We start from the raw sequence: 19489 nt of genomic DNA, 5'->3' as shown, positions 1-19489 counted from the left end.
ACAAAAATTGCAAAGAGAGTCATGTTTCAGGGAACCAGTTCTCATGTAGGTAAAAGTATTCTGACCACTGCTTTCTGCCGTATTCTTGCGCAGGACGGATATAAGACGGCACCTTTCAAGGCGCAGAATATGGCGCTGAATTCCTATGTCACCCTGTCGGGCGGTGAAATCGGCCGCTCTACGGTGGCCCAGGCGGAAGCTGCCGGCGCGCTGCCTATCGTTCAAATGAACCCTGTGCTTTTGAAGCCTACCGGAAATTCCTGCTCCCAGGTCATCCTTCTGGGGACATCGGTAGGGAATTACAGCGCTTCGGAATACCAGAATCATTACAGCCAGCGGGCCTGGGATACGGTGAAGAAGAGCCTTGACTACATGGAAACCCATTACGATGCCCTTGTCATTGAAGGGGCCGGATCTCCTGCCGAGGTGAACCTGAAGAAAAATGATATCGTAAATATGCGCATTGCCAAAGAATGTCAGGCGCCGGTCTTTTTGATTGCCGACATTGACAGAGGCGGCGCCCTGGCTTCCATCGTAGGTACTCTGGAGCTTCTGGAACCGGAGGAAAGGGCTCTTGTGAAGGGACTGGTGATTAATAAGTTCCGCGGCGACATTTCTCTTCTGGAACCGGCTTTGACTTTCCTGAAGGAAAAGACGGGCATTCCGGTGCTCGGCGTCATTCCTTATCTGGAAGATCTGGGCATTGATGACGAAGATTCCGTATCTCTCCAGGATCTGCCCAGTGACCATGTGATGCGGGATATCCATATAGCTGTCATGCAGACCCCGAAAATTTCCAATTTCACAGATTTCGATGCTTTGAATCATGAGCCCGATGTGAACCTTCGCTTCGTGCAGCAGGGAGATATGATCGGCGATCCGGACCTGATCCTTCTGCCGGGAAGCAAGAACACCACAGAAGATCTGCTTTATCTGAAGCGCCAGGGATATGCGAAGGAAATCGTTGAAATGGCAGAAAAGGGCGTGCCCGTTATCGGTATCTGCGGCGGCTTCCAGATGCTGGGCGAAAAGGTGTGCGACCCGCTCCATGTGGAAAGCAGCAATGATGAAGTAGAAGGCCTTGGCCTTCTGCCTTACACCACGTCTATGCACGGGAAGAAGAATACCTACCAGGTCACTTTCGACTGTGACGATCTGCCTTTCCTGGGCATGCAGTTTGCCGGGAAGGGCATGCGGGGCTATGAAATCCACATGGGTGAGACCACCCTTACGAAACCGGCGCAGTCCCTCTTCCATATCGTGCAGCGGAGTGAGGACAAGGTGGACCTTCAGGACGGTTTCATCAATGAAAAGCGGAATGTCTTCGGCACCTACTGCCATGGCCTCTTTGACAATGATGATCTGCGCCGGGCTGTGATTAACGCCCTGCGCCGCCGCAAAGGCCTTCCGGAACTGCCGGTACAGTTCAAGTACCGGGCCTATAAAGAGTCTGAATTTGACCGTCTGGCAAAAATGGTGAGAACCCATTTTGATATGGACGCTTTTTATGAAATCCTGAGGAATGAATAATTTGGACGGTTTAATTTACTCCGCATTTTATGCCCTCATCCCCCTGGCGGCCCTGGTCATCGACACCATTTATGGAGATCCAAGATCCGATTATCATCCGGTTGTTCTCATAGGGAAGGTGATTTCCTTCTTTGAGGGAAAGCTTTATCCCGAAAAGAAGACATCTGATGGAAATATGTTCTTCCGCGGCATGATGACTTCCCTCCTTGTGCTCCTCACCGTGGGCCTGGTGGTGGGATTCCTGACCTGGCTTTCCGTGAAGGCGGGCATTCTCATGTATGCCGCTGTCAGTGCCGTAGTCCTTTATTTCACCATTACGCCCAGGGCTCTTGCCAGGGACGGCATGGAAATCTACGGCCTCCTGAAAGCAGGGGACATGGTATCCGCCAGGAAACGGCTCAGCTGGATCGTTGGCCGGGATACGGAAAATCTGGATGAAAGTGAAATCGCCCGGGGCACAGTGGAAACCATTGCGGAAAATACAACGGACGGTGTCATTTCCCCCCTTTTCTGGTTCCTTCTTTTAGGACCGGTAGGCGCGGCCCTTTACCGGGCCGGCAACACCATGGATTCCATGCTGGGCTACAAAAATGACCGTTACCTTTTCTTTGGCCGCTTTGCTGCGCGGCTGGATGATGTGCTGAACTATATTCCAGCCCGTATTACTTTTGTCCTCTTTGTGGCAGCTGCAGCGCTCTTGAGGCAGGATTGGAAAAATGCAGAAAAAATCGGCTTAAGGGATGCACCGAAGCACCCTTCTCCCAACGGGGGATATGCGGAAGCCACGGTGGCCGGCGCCATGCATGTACAGCTGGGCGGATACAACTACTATGAGGGGAAACCGGAATTTCGCGAATACATGGGGGATCCTGACAGGCCGCTGAAAGCAGAGCATATCAGGACTTCCATTTACATGATGTATGCTGCGGTCATTCTCTTTGTGGCAGTGGAATCAGCGGTCATATTCTTTGTGTGGTGAAGAAGACAGGGAAAAGGGGCCTCCCTGATGCATGGGAGCTGCACAAGCCCATGATCTTCAAGGCGAAACCTTTGTTTCTCTGACTCTTCTTTTTTGAACTTTTTTACAAATACTTGTGGTGATTGAATGAATTCTTTTTTAGTAGGTCTTCAATTTCTCACCCGTATCCACATTTCCAATGAAACGGTTTGGAAAGATGAGGAATTCGGAAAGAGCGTCATCTGGTTTCCTGTATACGGATGGATTATAGGCGCTTTCATGTGCCTCATTTACTTCCTGCTGAAACCTTTGGATATGCCTTATCTGACTGCTTTTCTGATTGTCCTGGGAGAGCTTTTCATATCCGGAGGCACCCTGGCTGACGGGCTCATGGATTCATCGGACGGTCTCTTTTCCGGGCGCTCCCGGGAGCGGTGCCTGGAAATCATGAAGGACAGTCTTATTGGTTCCTTTGGTATGCTGTCCATCATTATTTTCATCAACCTTTACACCCTCTCCCTGGGATCCATAGACGGGCTCCTTTATCCCATTCTCATTGCGGCACCGACGCTGGGCCGGCTGAACCTTGTCATCAGCATTTGCGAATATCCTTATGCCCGCCCCTATGGCATGGGCAAAGCCTTTTCCGCTTATCGTCCAAAGCATGCAGTGGCCATTGCTTCTGTATTTGCACTGCTGCCGGCTCTTTATTTCGGATTTCTTTATGTGATGCTGGCCGGCGCAGCCCTTTTGCTGGGGCTGTATCTGAATCGCTGGATCGTGGGTAAAATCGGCGGTACAACAGGGGATACCTATGGATTTGTAAATCAAGTGACAGAAGTCTTTCTGGCGCTCCTTTATGTTTTGATTACCAGGGGGAATGTATGGCATATGTAGTCAGCTCACCGGGATCCTGCGGTGAATTTATCCAGGGCTATGCAGAGGGCTCCTCCTTTATGGTGACCTGTCCCATCGATCGCTTCTCCTATGCTTTTTCCGGGTTTGAGGGAAATGGAGAAGCACTTCCGCCCAAGGCTCTTTCAGCCGTAGAGAAAACAATGGCTTATCTGGGAGAAGAGAAAAGAGTCCCCTTAAAGCTGAAATCCCATATTCTGAAAGGGAAAGGCATGGCCTCCAGCACGGCCGATATCAGTGCCGCCTGCCAGGCTGCGGCCCTTGCCTGCGGTCGGAAGTTGTCGGAACGGGAAATTGCAGCTATTGCCCTTTCCATTGAACCCAGCGACGCCACCTTTTTTAAAGGGGTAGTGCAGTTTGATTACCGGGAAGGACGCCTTATCCGGGAAATGGGCCTCTGCCCGGCCATGCAGATTCTGGTTTATGATTGCGGCGGGGAAGTGGATACCATGCTGTTTAATTCCAGAAATGATCTGGTAGACCTGCAGAAGAGCAATGAAACGAAAATAAAGGAGGCTCTTTCTTTATTTAAAGAAGGAATCCGGCACCAGTCTTTGGACCTGATCGGCAGGGCTGCTTCTATGAGCTCCTTTGCCAACCAGAAGATCCTTTATAAGAAACCGTTGGAAGATTTCTATCACCTGGGACTGGAGCAGGGAGGAAAAGGGGTTATCTGTGCCCACAGCGGTACCGTGCTGGGACTGATTCTTCCCATGGAAAAGGATGCCATGGCAGTGAAGAATTTCCTGGATAAAGAAATGAAAGGAAGGATTTCCTTCCTGGACCTTGTACATATTACAAACCAGGGCATGCAGTGCAGAAAGTGTGATATCCATGACTTTGAAAAGCTCTAGACATGGAGGGGATGTCTTTTCCCTAGCCCCCTCCGAACGGAATAAAATCCTTGATTTCAGCATCAATATCAACCCGCTCGGCCTTTCTCCCCTGGGGAGAAGGGCTCTTCTCCGTTATTGGGAAATAGAGACCCTCCGCTATCCGGATGTGGAAGACCGGGACGTGACAGCCTCCCTTTCCGCTGCCTATGGCATGGACAAGGATACCATTGCTTTAGGAAACGGGGCTACGGAGCTCATGTATACGCTGCTTCGATTCCTTAAGCCGGAAAAAGTGCTGGTACCGGCGCCAGCTTTTTCCGAATACCGCCTCTCCGCTGAAGCTGCCGGCGCAGATACGGAAAGCTTCCTTCTGGATCAGGACCATGGCTTTTCCCTTCCTTTAGGGGAACTGGAAAGAAAAATGGTTCCCCGCTCCCTTTTGTACCTGGGACACCCAAACAACCCCGACGGCTGCCTCCTTTCCATGGAGGATTTCAAAAAAGTGATGGCCCTTGCAGAAGACAGGGAAAGCTATGTGGTAATTGACGAATCCTTCATCGACTTCGTGGAAGGAGACGTGTCCTACCGCTCTTTCGTAAAAACTTATTCACATCTGGTGGTCATTATGTCCCTCACGAAATTCTACGCCGTGCCGGGCCTCCGCATCGGATGCTCCTTTGCCCATCCGGCCCTCACAGAAAAAATCAAAGACCACCTCATCCCCTGGAACGTGAACGGCCCGGCCCAGCTCTACATGACCTGCGCCGCCAGGGACAGGGAATACATTGAAGCGTCCCGTGCCTTCTGCTCCTCCGAAAGGAAATATTTCGCAGGGAAACTGGGAGAACTGGAAGGCCTTACGGTCTACCCCGGCTGCGTCAATTTCATCCTTCTGAAACTGACCGGCTCCATAAGAGACGCCGCCGATTTACAGAAGCAGCTTCTTCCTGAAGGCATTTTCATCCGCCAGTGCGGCAACTACGAAGGCCTTGACAACTCCTTCTTCCGTCTGGCTGTGAGGACAAGGGAAGAAAACAACCGGCTCCTTAAAGCATTGAAAGAGGTTTACCATCCATGATTACACTTTATCTTATAAGACACGGCCAGACTGTATGGAACAGTTCCGGCAGGTATCAGGGCCGCACCGATGTGGCCTTAAGCGAAAAGGGGATAGCCCAGGCGGAAAAGACAAAAGAACGGTTCCGCACTGTCTCTCTGGATGGCGTCATTTCCAGCCCCCTTAAACGGGCTGCCCATACAGCGAAGGGCATTGCCCAAATTCACGGCCTTCCACTGGAAACAGATGCAAGGCTGAAAGAACTCTCCTTCGGAGACTGGGAAGGAAAGACCTACGATGAAATCGAAAAAATCTGGCCCGGCATGATTGAAGCTATGTATCACGATGCAGGCACCATGAAACTCCCCCATGGGGAATCCTTTGCAGACTGCCAGAAACGGTGCATGGAAGCCATCAGCGATATCATCAAACGAGGGGACAATAAAACCTACGCCATCGTCTGCCACGGAGCGGCGCTTCGCACCATCATATGCGGCCTCATCCAGATCCCCCTTGCCAGATCCTGGAACCTGGCTCTCTCCAACGCCAGCATTTCACAGGTCAACATCTATCCGGGGGATATGAATATGCTCTATACCCTGAATGATACATCCCATCTGGGAGATTTGAAATCAGGGAGCTGAGGGGAGACGCCGATAGGCGGTCGGGAGCGGGACCTGGGCGGTGCTTGCCGGTATTCCCGTAGGTTGACACGCCTTATGGACAAGCCCCTTTGGGGCTTGAGGGTTCTAAAGTTTGACGGGGCTATCGCCCCGAGGGTTCTTAAGTTTGACAGCGGCTATGCCGCTGAGGGTTGTGGTGGGGCGCCTCTAAATTATAGAAGGCGCCCTTTTATAATAAAACCTTTACAACCGCCCTGGCGGGCGTTGGAAATGCACCCCTTTTGGTGGCTGGCGCCACCACCTTCCCCCCGGCGGGGGGACTTTATTCTTCGCTATGCGTTAGTTTTATTCTGCCCCTGTGCACATCCTGCATAGGATGTGCAAGTCGGTCAAAGTAGGCCCTTAACCTGCCCATAAAAGGGCCTTCCTTTCGATTGACCGACCGAACTGCGGGGGAAGTCCGGCGCAGCCGGATAGGGGGAGGCGAGCGCAGCGAGCCAGTCAGCAGAATGCTTATTACGCCCTATGACACAGAAAGGCAAATTCCGTAACGCCTCTTGCGTCCCCTTTAGGGGAAGAGGGCCACGAAGTGGCGAAGGGGTGGACGGTGGTAAGAATGATTATGGTATTCTTATTCTATGTCTTATCGCCCCCTAATGTGTTCGCTGTGCATCGCTTCGATCAGGGGGGCCGCCGATTGGCGGTCAGGACCGCGATGGAGCATCCCTATCGGTGCTCTGCCCCGTACACCCTTTCCCGCTTCGCGGGACTTCCCCTCAAGGGGAAACGAGAAAATAGGTGGCACTGGATATTGTGTCACATATGACACAGACAGCCAATCCCGTAACGCTGGCTTTATACTCATCGCCCCTAAAGGGGAAACGACTCACTACATTTTGCGCGTCGCTAGCGCTCCTTCAAAATGTGTTCGCTGTGCACCGAGAGGGCGATACCACAACCCTCGGCCTGAAAGGCCGTCAAACTTAAGAACCCTTGGGCCGAAGGCCCATCCATCTTAAGAACCTTTCCCTTCACAACCCTTCTACGCAACCCGCGGCGTCAGCCGTGCCCCCATTTTTTTGAATCTGTGGCAAAGCTGCCACCAGCACCCTTGGGGCCGAAGGGCCCGTCAAGCTTACGAACTCTCCGGCCGTTAGGCTGGTCCATTTTAAGAACCATTCTCTCTGAGCTTTCTCTTCAGAGCCCATATCCTGAAAACTTTCATAATACATATATTTCATTTATTTTACATAAAAACTTGACCAAAAGTGCTGAGGGCGATATAGTTAAATATAGTGGATAAATATATAGAATTACAGGAGATACTATGTTTAACTTACCCGATAAATATGTAGAAATTGATGGATTCAGGATTCCTGCGGATAAGGCGGAAGAGTACAAGCGTATCCGTGACAGGATGATTAAAGAGGCGGAAAAGTTCTTTCGCACTTTCTGCGAAGTGGTGAAGCGCGAGAAGCTGGTGGATCTTTTGGGAGAAGGCATTGTGGGCTATTCTTCTACCGGGGAAATGCTGGCCAGAATTTCGCTGGATCCTTTCGAATTGTCTGCCATGAATGTGGCTCTGCAGCGTAAGAAGATCAAGGAATACATGCTGGCTACCAATGGCTATGATGACGATGATTACAAGCAGCTTTTGAAAGAGTTTGATGAAAGAAAAGCTGAAAGAAAAGCAAAAAAACAATAATAACAGGAAGGACTGTTAGCCAATGATTCAGCTAGTTGTAGACAGTACGGCCGCTGTTCCGAAGGATTTCCTGGAGCAGCACGATAATGTTCATGTGATTCCTCTTTTTATCTCGGTGAAGGGGGAATATGTGCCGGAAAATGAGGCCACCATTGAACAGGTGATTGAGTATTCCGAAAGTACGAAGAAGGCGGTTCCTACCAGCCAGCCCAGCACCGGTGATTTCCTTAAGTTGTTTGAGTCTCTCCCCAAAGAGGATCCGGTCATTGTTATCTGCATCACTTCCGGCGTCAGCGGCACCTATAATGGCGCCGTTCTTGCGGCGCGCCAGTCGGGACGGAAGCAGATTGCCGTCATTAATTCCCGTACCACTGCTGTGGGTATGATGGAAGTGCTGGAAGACGGACTGGATATGATTGAGAAGGGCCTTTCTTTTGAGGAAATAAGCAAAGGTCTCCAGGAGTCCGCTTCTTTGATGCGGACTACTTTTACCGTGCCTACCCTGGATTATCTCCGGAGGGGTGGCCGCGTAGGGAAGGCTGCCGGCCTGATAGGCAGCATTTTGAAAATCAAGCCGGTTATTTTCCTGAATGACAATAATGAAGTAGATGTGCTTGCCAAGGTGCGCACCGAAAAGAAGGCTGCCGCCGCCATGCTCGATTATCTCCACAAGAATTCACCCTGCCGTCGCATCGGTATTGTCCATATTGAAAATGAAGAAGGTGGCAGGGCGCTGCAGAAAAGGATTCAGGAAGAATATCCGGATATCCAGGTCACTCTTTCTACCGGTACACCTGTCTTGGCATCTTATCTGGGACCGGGACTGACGGGAATTATCTTTGAAAGTGCCAAATGATGGGGGAAATAAATATGTATAATACAATAGATGGGATTTGTTTCAAAAATATGCTGACAGGAGCGTACCAGCTTTTTCAGCAGAAATATGAAATTATCAACCAGCTCAATGTATTCCCTGTACCTGACGGGGATACGGGAAATAATATGCTGAATACACTGAAGTCCATGTACAGCATGATTGCTGAAGAAAAGGCGGAACAGCCGGTGGGGATTCTGGCTGAAAAGGCGGCAGCCGGCGCCATCATGGGGGCCAGAGGAAATTCCGGTGTTATCCTGTCCCAGATCATCCACGGCATCAGCCGGGGGCTCCATGGAAAGAAAACGGCTTCCTGCGGCCAGATGAGCAAGGCCTTCCAGTACGGTATCCTCTATGCTTACAGGGCTGTTACGAAACCGGTGGAAGGAACTATTCTTTCCGTAGCCAGGGGCATTGCCAAGGGAACCAGGGAAGTGATCCGCACGGAAACGGATTTCAGCAAAATTTTAGAAGCCTCTATCCGCTGCGGTAATGAAGCGCTGGCTAAAACGCCGGAACAGCTGCAGATTCTGAAAGACGCCAACGTAGTCGATGCCGGTGGGCAGGGTCTTATTTTCTTCCTCATGGGCTGCCTGAACGGCCTTACCGGCAAGGTGGAAGAAATCAAGGTGGATGTGAAACCGGTCATCAGCCGTCTGGAAGCGAAAGGTGAATCTTTCTCCATCGAATATCCTTACTGTACGGAATTCATTATCAGCCCTTGCAAGGTGAAGGCAAAGGAAGTCAGAAAGAAACTGTCTTCCTGGGGCGAATCCATGATCGTGGCAGAAGGGGACAACCTGGTGAAGGTTCACATTCATGCCCAGCGTCCGGGCCATGTGCTGGATATGGCGGCAGACTGGGGTACTCTTCACGACATCAAGTGCGACAACATGGTGGACCAGTTCCATAAGAACAAGGAAAAACAGCAGAAGATGGCTAAAAAGCCTCTGGGTATTCTCACTGTCGTATCCGGCGACGGCTGGACTGAACTCTTTAAGAAACTGGGCGCCGATGTGGTATCGGGCGGTCAGTCTATGAATCCCTCAGTACAGGAACTGAGTAGCGGCATGGATAACGGGCAGTATGAAAAATACATCATTCTCCCCAATAACAAAAACATCATCCTGGCAGCCCAGCAGCTCCAGAAAATGATGGGTGAAAAAGTCCATATCGTTCCCTCTACTAACCCCATGGAAGGGCTGGCAGCAGCCATGGCTTTCTCTGAAGACAACACGCTGGAAGAAAACCTGGCAGCCATGAAGGAACGGATGGGAGACATTGCCACAGCCATGATTACCACGGCTGTGAGAGACAGCATCGTAGGTGAAACGGTGATCCACAAGGATGATTTCATGGGCATCATGAAAAACCACGAAGTCATTGCAGAAAAAGATTTCACCAAATGTTTCCTTGATGTACTGTCCCACCTCATTACAGAAGATACGGAAATCGTAACTATCTACTCCGGAAAAGATCTTTCCGAGGAAGATTGCCTCAAAGAAATCGACAAGGCAGAAAAGAAATACCCTGACGTTACCTTTGAAACCTATCAGGGGGGACAGCCGCTGTATCCCATGTTTATTTCCACTGAATAATGTGAAAAAAAACGCCCTTCGGGGCGTTTTTTTGTGTGGGCTGGCAGCTTTATGGACAAGCCCCTTTGGGGCGTGTCCATAAGCCGCCACCACAATCCTCTGCCCGAAAGGCCGTCAAACTGAAGAATCTTAAGAAACCTCGGGGCAAAGCCCCGTCAACAAAAAGAACGCCTCGAACGAGGCGTTCTTTTATACCCTTATTTCTTGTCCTTTGTTTCTGCACCTTCTGCAGGGCTGGGATAGAAGTACATGATGCGGTCGGGCTGGAAATATTCACTGGTCAGCCGTTTTGCCAGAATAGGCGTCATGGCCTGTTCGAAGTCAACGATTTCCAGAGGGGAAAGGGCGGTATCTTCTACCAGCACTATAATCACCGGATTCACTTCCGGCGCGTTTTCCGGTACTTCGCTGCGGTCCAGCGGAATGCTGAAAATCAGGCGGACCGTGGCAACATACTGGTCCTTGTAATTAAAAACGGTGCCCCGGTACGTATTTTCCCAAAGGGTGCGCATGAGATCGATGTGGTATACATCCTGGTTCTGTTGTTCTTCTGCCATGTAATAACCTCCTGGAGAGCCCAATGCTCTATATGATATGATAATTTTATTGTATCGCATAATAAGGAAGATGGAAAGAGGGCCTTGTGTACAAGCCCCTTTGGGACTTGAGGATTCAAAGGGTTCAAAGGGTGGTGGTGGGCGCCATTAATTATTAAAGGCGCCTTTTATAAAAAAAACTTTCCAACGGGCCGCAGGCCCGGCTTGCTCGTTTTTTTATCAATTGCCAGGGCGGTTTTTAAGCTTTTTAAGGTTTTATCATAAGAGCCGGCCTTTCAGCTTAAGGACGCCCATTACCGCCTGAAGGGTGGCATTATAAAACTGCGGCGTCAGCCGCTGCCATCTTCTGAAGCAGCTTGCCAAAGGCAGGCCGAACTTTTTGAACTTTCTGAACCTGGGCCACAGAGCGGCTCCAAAGGTGCCATCACAACCCTCGGCCTGAAAGGCCGTCAAACTTACGGACCCGCCGGCCATGAGGCCGGTCAATCCTAAGAATCCCTCACGCCCTGCGGGCGTGTCCATAAGAACTTTTTGCTACCTTTGGGCGCAGATGATACAATATAAAAGTACTATGTATATTTTATGAGGAGGTATTTCATATGAATAAGGGAAAATTATATGGGATCGGTGTGGGACCGGGGGATTCCAAGCTGCTGACTGTGAAGGCTGTGGAGGCTATCCGGGCGGCTGATATGATTATTACGCCAAAGACGGAGAAGAAAGAGGGGTCTGTGGCTTTTAACATTGCAAAGCCCTATATTTCTGATAAGACTGCAATTCTTCCCATGGTGTTCCAGATGAGCAGGGACATGGAGGCTGTAGAAAAACAGTGGGCTGAAAACAGGAAAATCATTGCGGAGAAGCTGGATGAAGGGAAAAATCTGGTATTTCTGACTCTGGGAGATCCTATGCTCTACAGCACGTATATGTATATTTTCAATGAATTCAAGGATTCTCCGGATTATGAGGTGGAAACGATTCCGGGCATTCCTGCTTTTCTGGGGATTGCTTCTTACATCGGCCTTCCGGTGACGGAGTGGGAGGAAAATGTGCTCATTATTCCTGCTACTGCTGATCACGAGAAGTTTGACAAGGCTCTGTCCGCTTCCGACAATGCGGTGATTATGAAGGTGTATAAGAGCTTTGCCTTTGTGCAGGAGGAACTGAGAAAGCACCATATGATCAAGCGGTCTGTCATGGTTTGCCGCGCCGGGCTTCCTGATGAAATCGTGATTCGCGATATTGACAGTCTGCCTGCTGATTACAAACCGAACTATCTCAGTACCATTATTGCCAAGAGAGATAAATAAATGGCAGGGCTTATCCGTCCCCGGGTGGTGATTGCGGGGACAAACAGCGGAGTGGGGAAAACCACCATTGTCACCGGACTGTTAGCTTATTTCCACTCCAAGGGACTGAAGGCCCAGCCTTTCAAGGTGGGTCCGGACTATATTGATCCCGGTTTCCATGAAAAGGCAGCTGGGAGACCTTCCTACAATCTGGATACCTGGATGACGCCGGCGGATCATCTGGTGTCCAATTTCTCCTATCTTTCCAGAGATGCGGACATTTCCATTATCGAAGGGGTCATGGGCCTCTATGACGGCGGCGCCAAAGGGGTCAGCTCCTCGGCTGATATTGCCAAAAGGCTCAAAGCGCCGGTTATCCTTGTGCTGGACTGCAAGTCCGTGGGCTACAGCATCGCTGCCACGGCTCTGGGATTTCGGGAATATGACAGGGATACCCACATAGCCGGCGTGATTCTTAATCGGCTGGGCTCTGACCGTCATGAAGCCATGGTGCGGGATGTGATGGAGAAAATTCATATGCCTGTCATTGGCGCTTACCATCGGGACGATGGACTCAAGACGCCGGAGCGTCATCTGGGCCTGACTCCGGTGACGGAAATCGAAACGGCGGACCTGATCCGCCATATGGGAGAAGATGCAGGCCGCTGGGTGGATACGGAGAAGCTGTTGTCCATTGCCAAAAGCGCACCTTCGCTTCTCGTGGAAAAAGACAGGGAAGAAAAGAAGAAGGTTCCGGTCCGTATTGGCGTGGCCAGGGATGAAGCTTTCTCCTTCTATTATCCGGCCAGTCTTCATGCCTTGGAAAAAATGGGGGCGGAGCTCATCGATTTCAGCCCTTTAAGGGACAGCGTTGTTCCTGATGTGGACGGGCTCATTTTTGGCGGCGGATTCCCTGAAATGTTCCTCCATGAGCTGGAAAATAACAGGTCCATGAAGGATTCCATCCGGCAGGCTGCGGCTTCCGGCATGCCTGTCTATGCGGAATGCGGCGGGCTTATGTATCTTTGCCGGAAAATCCAGGGATTTGACGGCGATGCTTATGAAATGGCAGGCCTGGTGCCGGGCGTATGCGAAATGCAGAAAAAGCTGCAGCGGGTGGGCTATGTGACCGGGAAAGCGCTGAGGAAGAGTATCATAGCTGATGAAGGAGATATCCTGAAGGGCCACGAATTCCATTTTTCCACCCTTGCCTGCGATGATGATTTTCCCTGGGCCTACAACTTAAAGGGGACGAGGCAGAAAGAAGGCCATCTGGAAGGCTTTGCCAGGGGCAATGTGCTGGCCAGCTATCTCCATCTGTCTTTTGAGGGAAATCCAAAGGCAGCGGATAAATTTCTGGCTTCCTGTCTGGCTTATAAAAATAGGTAATGATTCGATATGGAAGGAACATTCCTTCCATATCTGATTTCCTGTCCAAGAAAGGGAAACATATGGAAACAAAAGGACTTGTGCTTATTAATACGGGAACGGGCAAAGGAAAGACCACTGCTGCTCTTGGGACCGCCATCCGCGCCTGGGGCGACGGACAGAAAGTTCTGATTCTCCAGTTCATCAAAGGGGCCTGGAAGTACGGGGAGCTGAAGGCTATCGAAACGCTGGGGAAAGCAGAGGGGCGCATAGAAATCAGACCCATGGGCGACGGTTTTGTGTTCCACAATAAAAAAGATCCGGAAAACGAGGAAAGACTGGCGGAAAAGAAAGAATTGGCCCGCCGGGCCTGGGATATGGTGAGAAAGGAAGTCATGAGCGGCGCCTGGGATTTAGTGGTGCTTGATGAAATCAACTACGCCATCCACTTCGGCATGCTGGAAACAGAAGAGGTGGCAAGGCTGATCCGGGAACGGCCGGTGAGGCTTAATATGATTCTCACCGGCCGTTATGCGCCGAAAGAACTCATCGATCTGGCTGACACGGTGACGGAAATGACTCTGGTAAAGCATGCTTTCCAGAAGGGCATCCGCGCCAGGAAGGGAATCGAGTTCTGAGAAGATGATAGACTATCAAACTGTCAGACATCAGCCGTCCCGCTTCCCGCCATCTTCCTTCGTTATCTCCCTGGCTGACAGTTAAACCAGGAAGGCATCCCTTCGACGCGTTCTGCCGCCCTGCAGGCAGGGGCACCATCGATAAAGGGCAAGCTCTCCGAAAGGGGCCTTAAACGTCCCAATTTTTAACAATGTTCTTTACATAAATGGGCGGGCATGATAAAATTTTCTAAGTTGTAGATATATGGATTACTCAGTAAATGAGGGATGTAAATGGCACTTTATGTTAAGAAGTTCGGTGGAAGTTCGGTGGCTACACCGGAAAAAATGCTGAATATTGCAAACCGCGTTCTTCGCGATCGGAAGCCGGGGGATAAGATCGTGATCGTGGTATCCGCCATGGGGGACACCACAGATGATCTTCTGGACCTGGCATCCCAGGTTTCTTCTGTCAATCACGGCAGAGAAATGGATATGCTCCTGGCTACGGGAGAGCAGATGTCCATTGCGCTGATGGCAATGACTTTCAAAAAGCTGGGCGTTCCGGCGATTTCCCTGACCGGCCCCCAGGCAGGCATTATAGCCGGCGGCGCTTATGGAAAGGCTACGATTGATGATGTGAAACCTGACCGGGTGCTTCGGGAACTGGAAGAGGGCAAAATCGTGATTGTGGCCGGTTTCCAGGGTCTGATGCCCAATGGCGATGTGGCTACCCTTGGCCGCGGCGGCTCTGATGCTACGGCAGTGGCGCTGGCGGGAGCCATGCATGCGGATATGTGCGAAATCTTTACTGATGTGGATGGCATTTATTCTGCTGATCCCCGTCATGTGAAGGGCTGCGTCAAGATGAAGGAAATCACTAATACGGAAATGCTTGAAATGGCAAGGCTGGGGGCCGGCGTTATGCAGCCTCGCAGTGTGGAGCTGGGCATGAAGTATCATATTCCGATTCATGTACGGTCTACATTTACCGATGAAGAAGGCACCATTATCCGGGAGGTATGCACAATGGATGGAAAGAATGAAGCAGTAAGAGGCGTGGCGCAGGATGCCCATGCTGCAAGGATTGCTGTGCTGGGGCTTAGAAATATTCCCGGCGTGGCGTACATGGTATTCTCCGCTCTGGCTGAAGACAATATCACCGTTGATATGATTGTGCAGAGCGTAAGGAATTCCAATGATGATAAAACAGACATTATCTTCACTATCGAAGATACGGATCTGCCTGATGCTAAACGGGTTCTGGAGCAGATGCGGGATGAAGGAAAGCTGGAAGAGGTCATTTATGATGATGACACGGCTAAGGTTTCTGTGGTTGGTGCCGGCATGCTCGGCACTCCCGGCGTAGCAGCCCGTATGTTTGGCGCCTTGGGAAGGGCCGGTGTGAATATTGATATTGTGAGCACCTCTGAAATCAGTATTTCCTGTCTTATTTTGAGAAAAGATCTGGATAAGGCAGTGCAGGCGATTCATGATGAATTTTTCCCTGCTGCCAAAGCTGAATAATCTGCATTTTATAACAGAAAAAGCACAGGTATGCGCCTGCGCTTTTTCGTACGTTCTGGAGGTTTTATATGAAATGGAAAATGGGCGATATGGTTCACGGATTTCGCGTGAACTCCATGTCTCATATTGAAGAAGTCAATTCCGATGCGTACCTGATGGAGCACGTCAAGAGCGGCGCCCGTCTCATGTATCTGGACAACGACGATGATAACAAAGTATTTTATATCTGTTTCCGCACCACACCGGATAATTCCAAGGGCACACCCCATATCATGGAACATTCCACTCTCTGCGGTTCCCGGAAATATCCGCTGAAGGAGCCTTTCGTGGAGCTGGCCAAAGGGTCCCTCAACACATTCCTCAATGCCATTACCTGGCCCGATAAGACCATGTATCCCATTGCCAGCAGAAATGATGTGGATTTCCACAATCTCATGGATGTGTACCTGGATGCGGTTTTCTATCCCAACTGCCTGAAAAATCCGCAGATTCTCATGCAGGAAGGCTGGCATTACGAGCTGGAAAACAAAGATGCGCCTCTGACCTACAATGGAGTGGTATACAACGAAATGAAGGGGGCTCTTTCCTCTCCGGAAGCCATTATGGAAGACCGGGCCATGGAAAAGCTTTTTCCTAACACCACCTACGGCGTGGAATCCGGCGGGGACCCGGAAGTGATTCCTACCCTTTCTTTCCGTGAATTTACAGAATTCCACCGCCGTTTTTATCATCCATCCAACAGCTATATTTACCTCTACGGCGATATGGATATTGAAAAGACGCTGGACTATCTGGACAGGGAATACCTGTCTGCTTTCGATAAAAGAAATGTGGATTCTATGGTTAAAACCCAGGCTCCCTTCAGTAAAAGGGTATCTCTCACCGCTCCCTACGGCATTGCGGAAAATGAAAGTACCGAAGGCAAGGCCATCCATGCGCTCTACACCGCTTTCAACGACCATATGACCACCATGGACTCTCTGGCTTTCCGTATTCTTAACTATGTACTCATCGATATGGACGGCGCTCCGCTGAAGCAGGCGGTACTGGATGCAGGCCTTGGCAGCGACCTGTCCGGTTCCTACGGTGACAGCTACAAGCAGCCTGTATGGATTGTGGAAGCCACCGGCTCGGAAGTGGATAAGCAGGCCGCTTTTGCAGATGTAGTGGACAGTACCCTTCGTTCCATTGCCCTCAAAGGAATTGACAAAGACATGCTGGAAGCCGCACTGAACCGCACTGAATTTACGGCCCGTGAAAATGACTACCAGGGAAGGCCAAAGGGACTTTTCTACGGCGTCCGTGCCATGGATATGTGGCTTTACGACAGGAATCCCATGGATGCGCTGCGCTACATTGATGATATGAACACCCTGCGGAAGAACCTGAAAACCAACTATTTTGAAAACCTGCTGCTCCGCTATGTGATTAAGAATCCCCACCAGGTTCTCATTACCATGAAGCCGGAAAAGGGACTCACGGAAAAGGCGAATCAGGAAACGGCGGAAAAACTGGCATCCTTCAAGAGCAGCCTTTCCGACGAACAGCTGGAAAAAATCATGGCCTCCACCAAGGCCCTGAAGGAAAGACAGGCCTCCGGCGAAACAGAAGAAGCATTGAAAACCATTCCTCTCCTTTCCAGAAAAGACCTGAAACGGCCCATAGAAGAAGAGGTGCTGGAAAAAGAAAGCGTATCCGGCGTAGACCATTTCCATTTTCAGGTTCATACGAACGGTATTACCTACCTGAATCTTTATTTCACCCTGGGAAATCTGAAGGAAGCGGATATTCCCTATGCCATACTCCTTTCTTCCCTGCTTAGAAGCCTTTCCACCACAAAGCACAGCTACACCGAACTGGCCCGCCTGTCCAATGCCTATACCGGCGGCATGAGCTTTGCCCTGAACGGCTACGGGAAGGTGAATGATACATCTTCCTATCTGCCGGCTCTTACCATCCGGGCCAAAGCCCTGACGTCCAAGACGGACAAGCTCATGGACCTTTTGGGAGAAGTCATCAATCACACCCTCTTTACCGATGCCAAGCGGCTGAAAGAACTGGTTCTTCAGGAAAAATCGGAATGGGATATGAGCGCTTTCTCCAGAGGCCATACCCTGGTCATGACAAGACTGACCTCCTATTTTTCCAAGGGAGGGGAATTCGCCGAACAGTCCGGCCTTTCCTACTACTACTTCCTGGCAGACCTGGTGAAGCATTTTGATGAGAACAGGGAAGGACTGCAGGAAAAACTGGCTGCTGTTTCCGGAAAGATTTTCACAAGAAGTGGTCTTTTCTTTGAAACCATAGGGGAAGAAGAGGAAAAGAAGGCAGTCCTTGAAAACCTTCCGCTTCTGCTTGATGATATGGAAGTAGGGGTGAAAACAGCGCCCCATGTATACAGTTTTCCGCCGGAAAGCAGAAACGAAGCGTTCCTCACTTCCGGCAAAGTACAGTACGTAGCCAAAGGCGGCAATTTCAAGAGCCACGGCTTCGCCTATACCGGTGCGCTCAGGGTGATGGAAACGATTCTCCGCTATGAATATCTGTGGAAGAAAGTCCGTGTTCTGGGAGGCGCCTATGGTGCTTTCACCCAGTTCCTCCGGGATGGCACGGCTATTCTCTGCTCTTACCGGGACCCGAACCTGGCGCAGACCATCAGGGCCTACGAAGAACTGCCGGCATACCTGGAAAATCTGACTCTGTCTGACCGTGAAATGACCAAGTACGTCATCGGTACCATGGCAGCCGATGAAATTCAGCTGACTCCTTCCATGAAAGGCGAGAGGGCCATGGTCCATTACCTTTCCGGCAATACCAGGGAATCCCGCATGAAGATTCGTGATGAAATCATTAACTGCCAGGTGGAGGATATCCGCAGACTGGCTCCTCTGGTAGACAGTGTCATGAAAGATCCCTACATCTGCGTCATGGGCAGCGAAGATAAGATTCAGAAGGATAAGGACCTCTTCGACAAGGTGAGGTCCCTGCCGGACTGATGGATATCCGTAGCCGTTTCGCTCCCAGTCCCACCGGCCGCATGCATCTGGGCAATATCTGGATTGCTTTCCTCAACTGGCTCTGGACAAGACAGCGAGGAGGAAAAATCATTCTCCGCATGGAAGATATTGACCGGGACCGCTGTCGTAAGGAGTATGAAGAGGGCATACTGGAAGACCTTTCCTGGATGGGCCTTGACTTTGACGAGGGCCCGGAAGGGATATACTCCTATGGACCGGCGGTACAGAGCCGGCGCTATGATATTTATGACTCTATCCTTTCTGCCATGGAAAAGAAGGGCCATATCTATCCCTGTTACTGCAGCCGGAGCCGCATTCACCAGGTCCTCTCCGCACCTCATGAAGGGGAAGCACGTCCCGTGTATGATGGACACTGCCGGAACTTGACCCCCGAAGAGAGAGCGTCCATGACCAAAAATCCCTGTTGGAGAGTGCGCATGGAAGAAAGCACCATTTCTTTCACCGATCTATTCTATGGAACCATCACCAGGACACTTAAGGCTGGCGCCGATGATTTCGTAGTCCGGCGGGCTGACGGCCTGGTGGCCTACCAGCTGGCCGTTTCCATCGATGATGGAGAAATGGGGATTACCCATGTTTTCAGAGGAAACGATCTTCTGGATTCCACGCCCGGTCAGGCCTGGCTGATCCAGAAGCTGGGATATCAGGTGCCCACGTATGGTCACCTGCCCCTTCTGGTAGATACCCGGGGCATCCGCCTGTCCAAAAGGCAAAAGGGCATCACCGTGAGGGAACTGAGAAACCGGGGCTTAAGGCCGGAAGATCTGATTGGTCTTCTTCTCCATCTGGCAGGAGGACTTCCGGAACTGAGGCCGGTGTCCCTTAAGGAAGCGCTGGAAGATTTTCCTTTTGAAAAACTGACCGCTTTACAAAAGAAACACATTGTGCTCCCGGTGTCATAAACTGTAAAAAGGGGCTGTGAAGAAATGCTTTTTATTTCTTCACAGCCCCTTTTTCTGTGGCTTCTCTCTGACGGTAAGCGTTCCGCCGTTCTGGT

Annotated in this window: 16 protein-coding genes; 15 read left to right on the top strand and 1 reads right to left on the bottom strand. The window is 50.7% G+C overall.

What is annotated here, in order from left to right; translation table 11 throughout:
* The first annotated feature begins 6 nt into the window (after positions 1-6).
* The 9 genes from HMPREF9453_RS03325 (at position 7) to HMPREF9453_RS03280 (ending at position 10096) form a co-directional block, all read left to right on the top strand.
* Entirely contained in the window at positions 7-1530 is a 1524-nt protein-coding gene (locus tag HMPREF9453_RS03325) for a cobyric acid synthase (RefSeq protein ID WP_040379854.1), read from the top strand.
* A 1-nt stretch (position 1531) separates the two neighbouring features.
* A complete protein-coding gene (gene cbiB / locus HMPREF9453_RS03320) occupies positions 1532-2509 on the top strand; it encodes an adenosylcobinamide-phosphate synthase CbiB (RefSeq protein WP_008859156.1) in 978 nt (325 codons plus the stop codon).
* A gap of 126 nt (positions 2510-2635) precedes the next feature.
* The gene (locus HMPREF9453_RS03315; RefSeq protein ID WP_008859155.1) at positions 2636-3385 is read left to right on the top strand and encodes an adenosylcobinamide-GDP ribazoletransferase; all 750 of its coding nucleotides are present in this window, start codon (positions 2636-2638) and stop codon (positions 3383-3385) included.
* Positions 3373-4257: a GHMP family kinase ATP-binding protein gene (locus tag HMPREF9453_RS03310; protein ID WP_008859154.1), complete on the top strand. Its 885-nt coding sequence runs from the start codon at positions 3373-3375 to the stop codon at positions 4255-4257. Before HMPREF9453_RS03315 ends, HMPREF9453_RS03310 begins: the two co-directional genes overlap by 13 nt.
* Positions 4238-5317 (top strand): pyridoxal phosphate-dependent aminotransferase, encoded by a 1080-nt coding sequence (locus HMPREF9453_RS03305; protein WP_008859153.1) that lies wholly within the window; start codon positions 4238-4240, stop codon positions 5315-5317. The genes HMPREF9453_RS03310 and HMPREF9453_RS03305 overlap by 20 nt, the downstream gene beginning before the upstream one ends.
* A complete protein-coding gene (cobC, locus tag HMPREF9453_RS03300) occupies positions 5314-5940 on the top strand; it encodes an alpha-ribazole phosphatase (protein ID WP_008859152.1) in 627 nt (208 codons plus the stop codon). The genes HMPREF9453_RS03305 and cobC overlap by 4 nt, the downstream gene beginning before the upstream one ends.
* Before the next feature lie 1306 nt (positions 5941-7246).
* The gene (locus HMPREF9453_RS03290) at positions 7247-7624 is read left to right on the top strand and encodes a hypothetical protein (protein ID WP_008859151.1); all 378 of its coding nucleotides are present in this window, start codon (positions 7247-7249) and stop codon (positions 7622-7624) included.
* A gap of 22 nt (positions 7625-7646) precedes the next feature.
* Positions 7647-8480, top strand: a complete 834-nt coding sequence (locus HMPREF9453_RS03285) for a DegV family protein (RefSeq protein WP_008859150.1) — start codon at positions 7647-7649, stop codon at positions 8478-8480.
* A 14-nt stretch (positions 8481-8494) separates the two neighbouring features.
* Complete coding sequence (locus HMPREF9453_RS03280; protein ID WP_040379849.1) at positions 8495-10096, top strand: DAK2 domain-containing protein; 1602 nt, start codon at positions 8495-8497, stop codon at positions 10094-10096.
* Between the two features lie 197 nt (positions 10097-10293).
* Here the strand turns inward: HMPREF9453_RS03280 and HMPREF9453_RS03275 are convergent, their stop codons facing one another.
* Positions 10294-10653: a hypothetical protein gene (locus HMPREF9453_RS03275; protein ID WP_008859148.1), complete on the bottom strand. Its 360-nt coding sequence runs from the start codon at positions 10651-10653 to the stop codon at positions 10294-10296.
* Between the two features lie 599 nt (positions 10654-11252).
* Here HMPREF9453_RS03275 and cobI point away from each other — a divergent pair.
* The 6 genes from cobI (at position 11253) to gluQRS (ending at position 19394) form a co-directional block, all read left to right on the top strand.
* Positions 11253-11963: a precorrin-2 C(20)-methyltransferase gene (cobI, locus tag HMPREF9453_RS03265; protein ID WP_008859146.1), complete on the top strand. Its 711-nt coding sequence runs from the start codon at positions 11253-11255 to the stop codon at positions 11961-11963.
* Positions 11964-13331 carry a cobyrinate a,c-diamide synthase gene (locus HMPREF9453_RS03260; RefSeq protein ID WP_008859145.1) on the top strand — a complete coding sequence of 456 codons (1368 nt, stop codon included), beginning with the start codon at positions 11964-11966 and terminating at the stop codon, positions 13329-13331.
* Positions 13332-13393: 62 nt separating this feature from the next.
* A complete protein-coding gene (gene cobO, locus HMPREF9453_RS03255) occupies positions 13394-13948 on the top strand; it encodes a cob(I)yrinic acid a,c-diamide adenosyltransferase (RefSeq protein ID WP_040379846.1) in 555 nt (184 codons plus the stop codon).
* Between the two features lie 273 nt (positions 13949-14221).
* Positions 14222-15454, top strand: coding sequence for an aspartate kinase (locus HMPREF9453_RS03250; RefSeq protein ID WP_008859143.1), 1233 nt, complete (start codon positions 14222-14224; stop codon positions 15452-15454).
* A 68-nt stretch (positions 15455-15522) separates the two neighbouring features.
* The gene (locus HMPREF9453_RS03245) at positions 15523-18450 is read left to right on the top strand and encodes an insulinase family protein (protein WP_008859142.1); all 2928 of its coding nucleotides are present in this window, start codon (positions 15523-15525) and stop codon (positions 18448-18450) included.
* A complete protein-coding gene (gene gluQRS / locus HMPREF9453_RS03240) occupies positions 18450-19394 on the top strand; it encodes a tRNA glutamyl-Q(34) synthetase GluQRS (RefSeq protein ID WP_008859141.1) in 945 nt (314 codons plus the stop codon). The genes HMPREF9453_RS03245 and gluQRS overlap by 1 nt, the downstream gene beginning before the upstream one ends.
* Positions 19395-19489 lie beyond the last annotated feature (95 nt).

Origin of the sequence: Dialister succinatiphilus YIT 11850, from assembly GCF_000242435.1 — a bacterium.
GTDB lineage: Bacteria > Bacillota > Negativicutes > Veillonellales > Dialisteraceae > Dialister > Dialister succinatiphilus.
The sequence above is the reverse complement of the archived record's forward strand: the minus strand, read 5'-3'. Positions and strand labels throughout refer to the sequence as shown.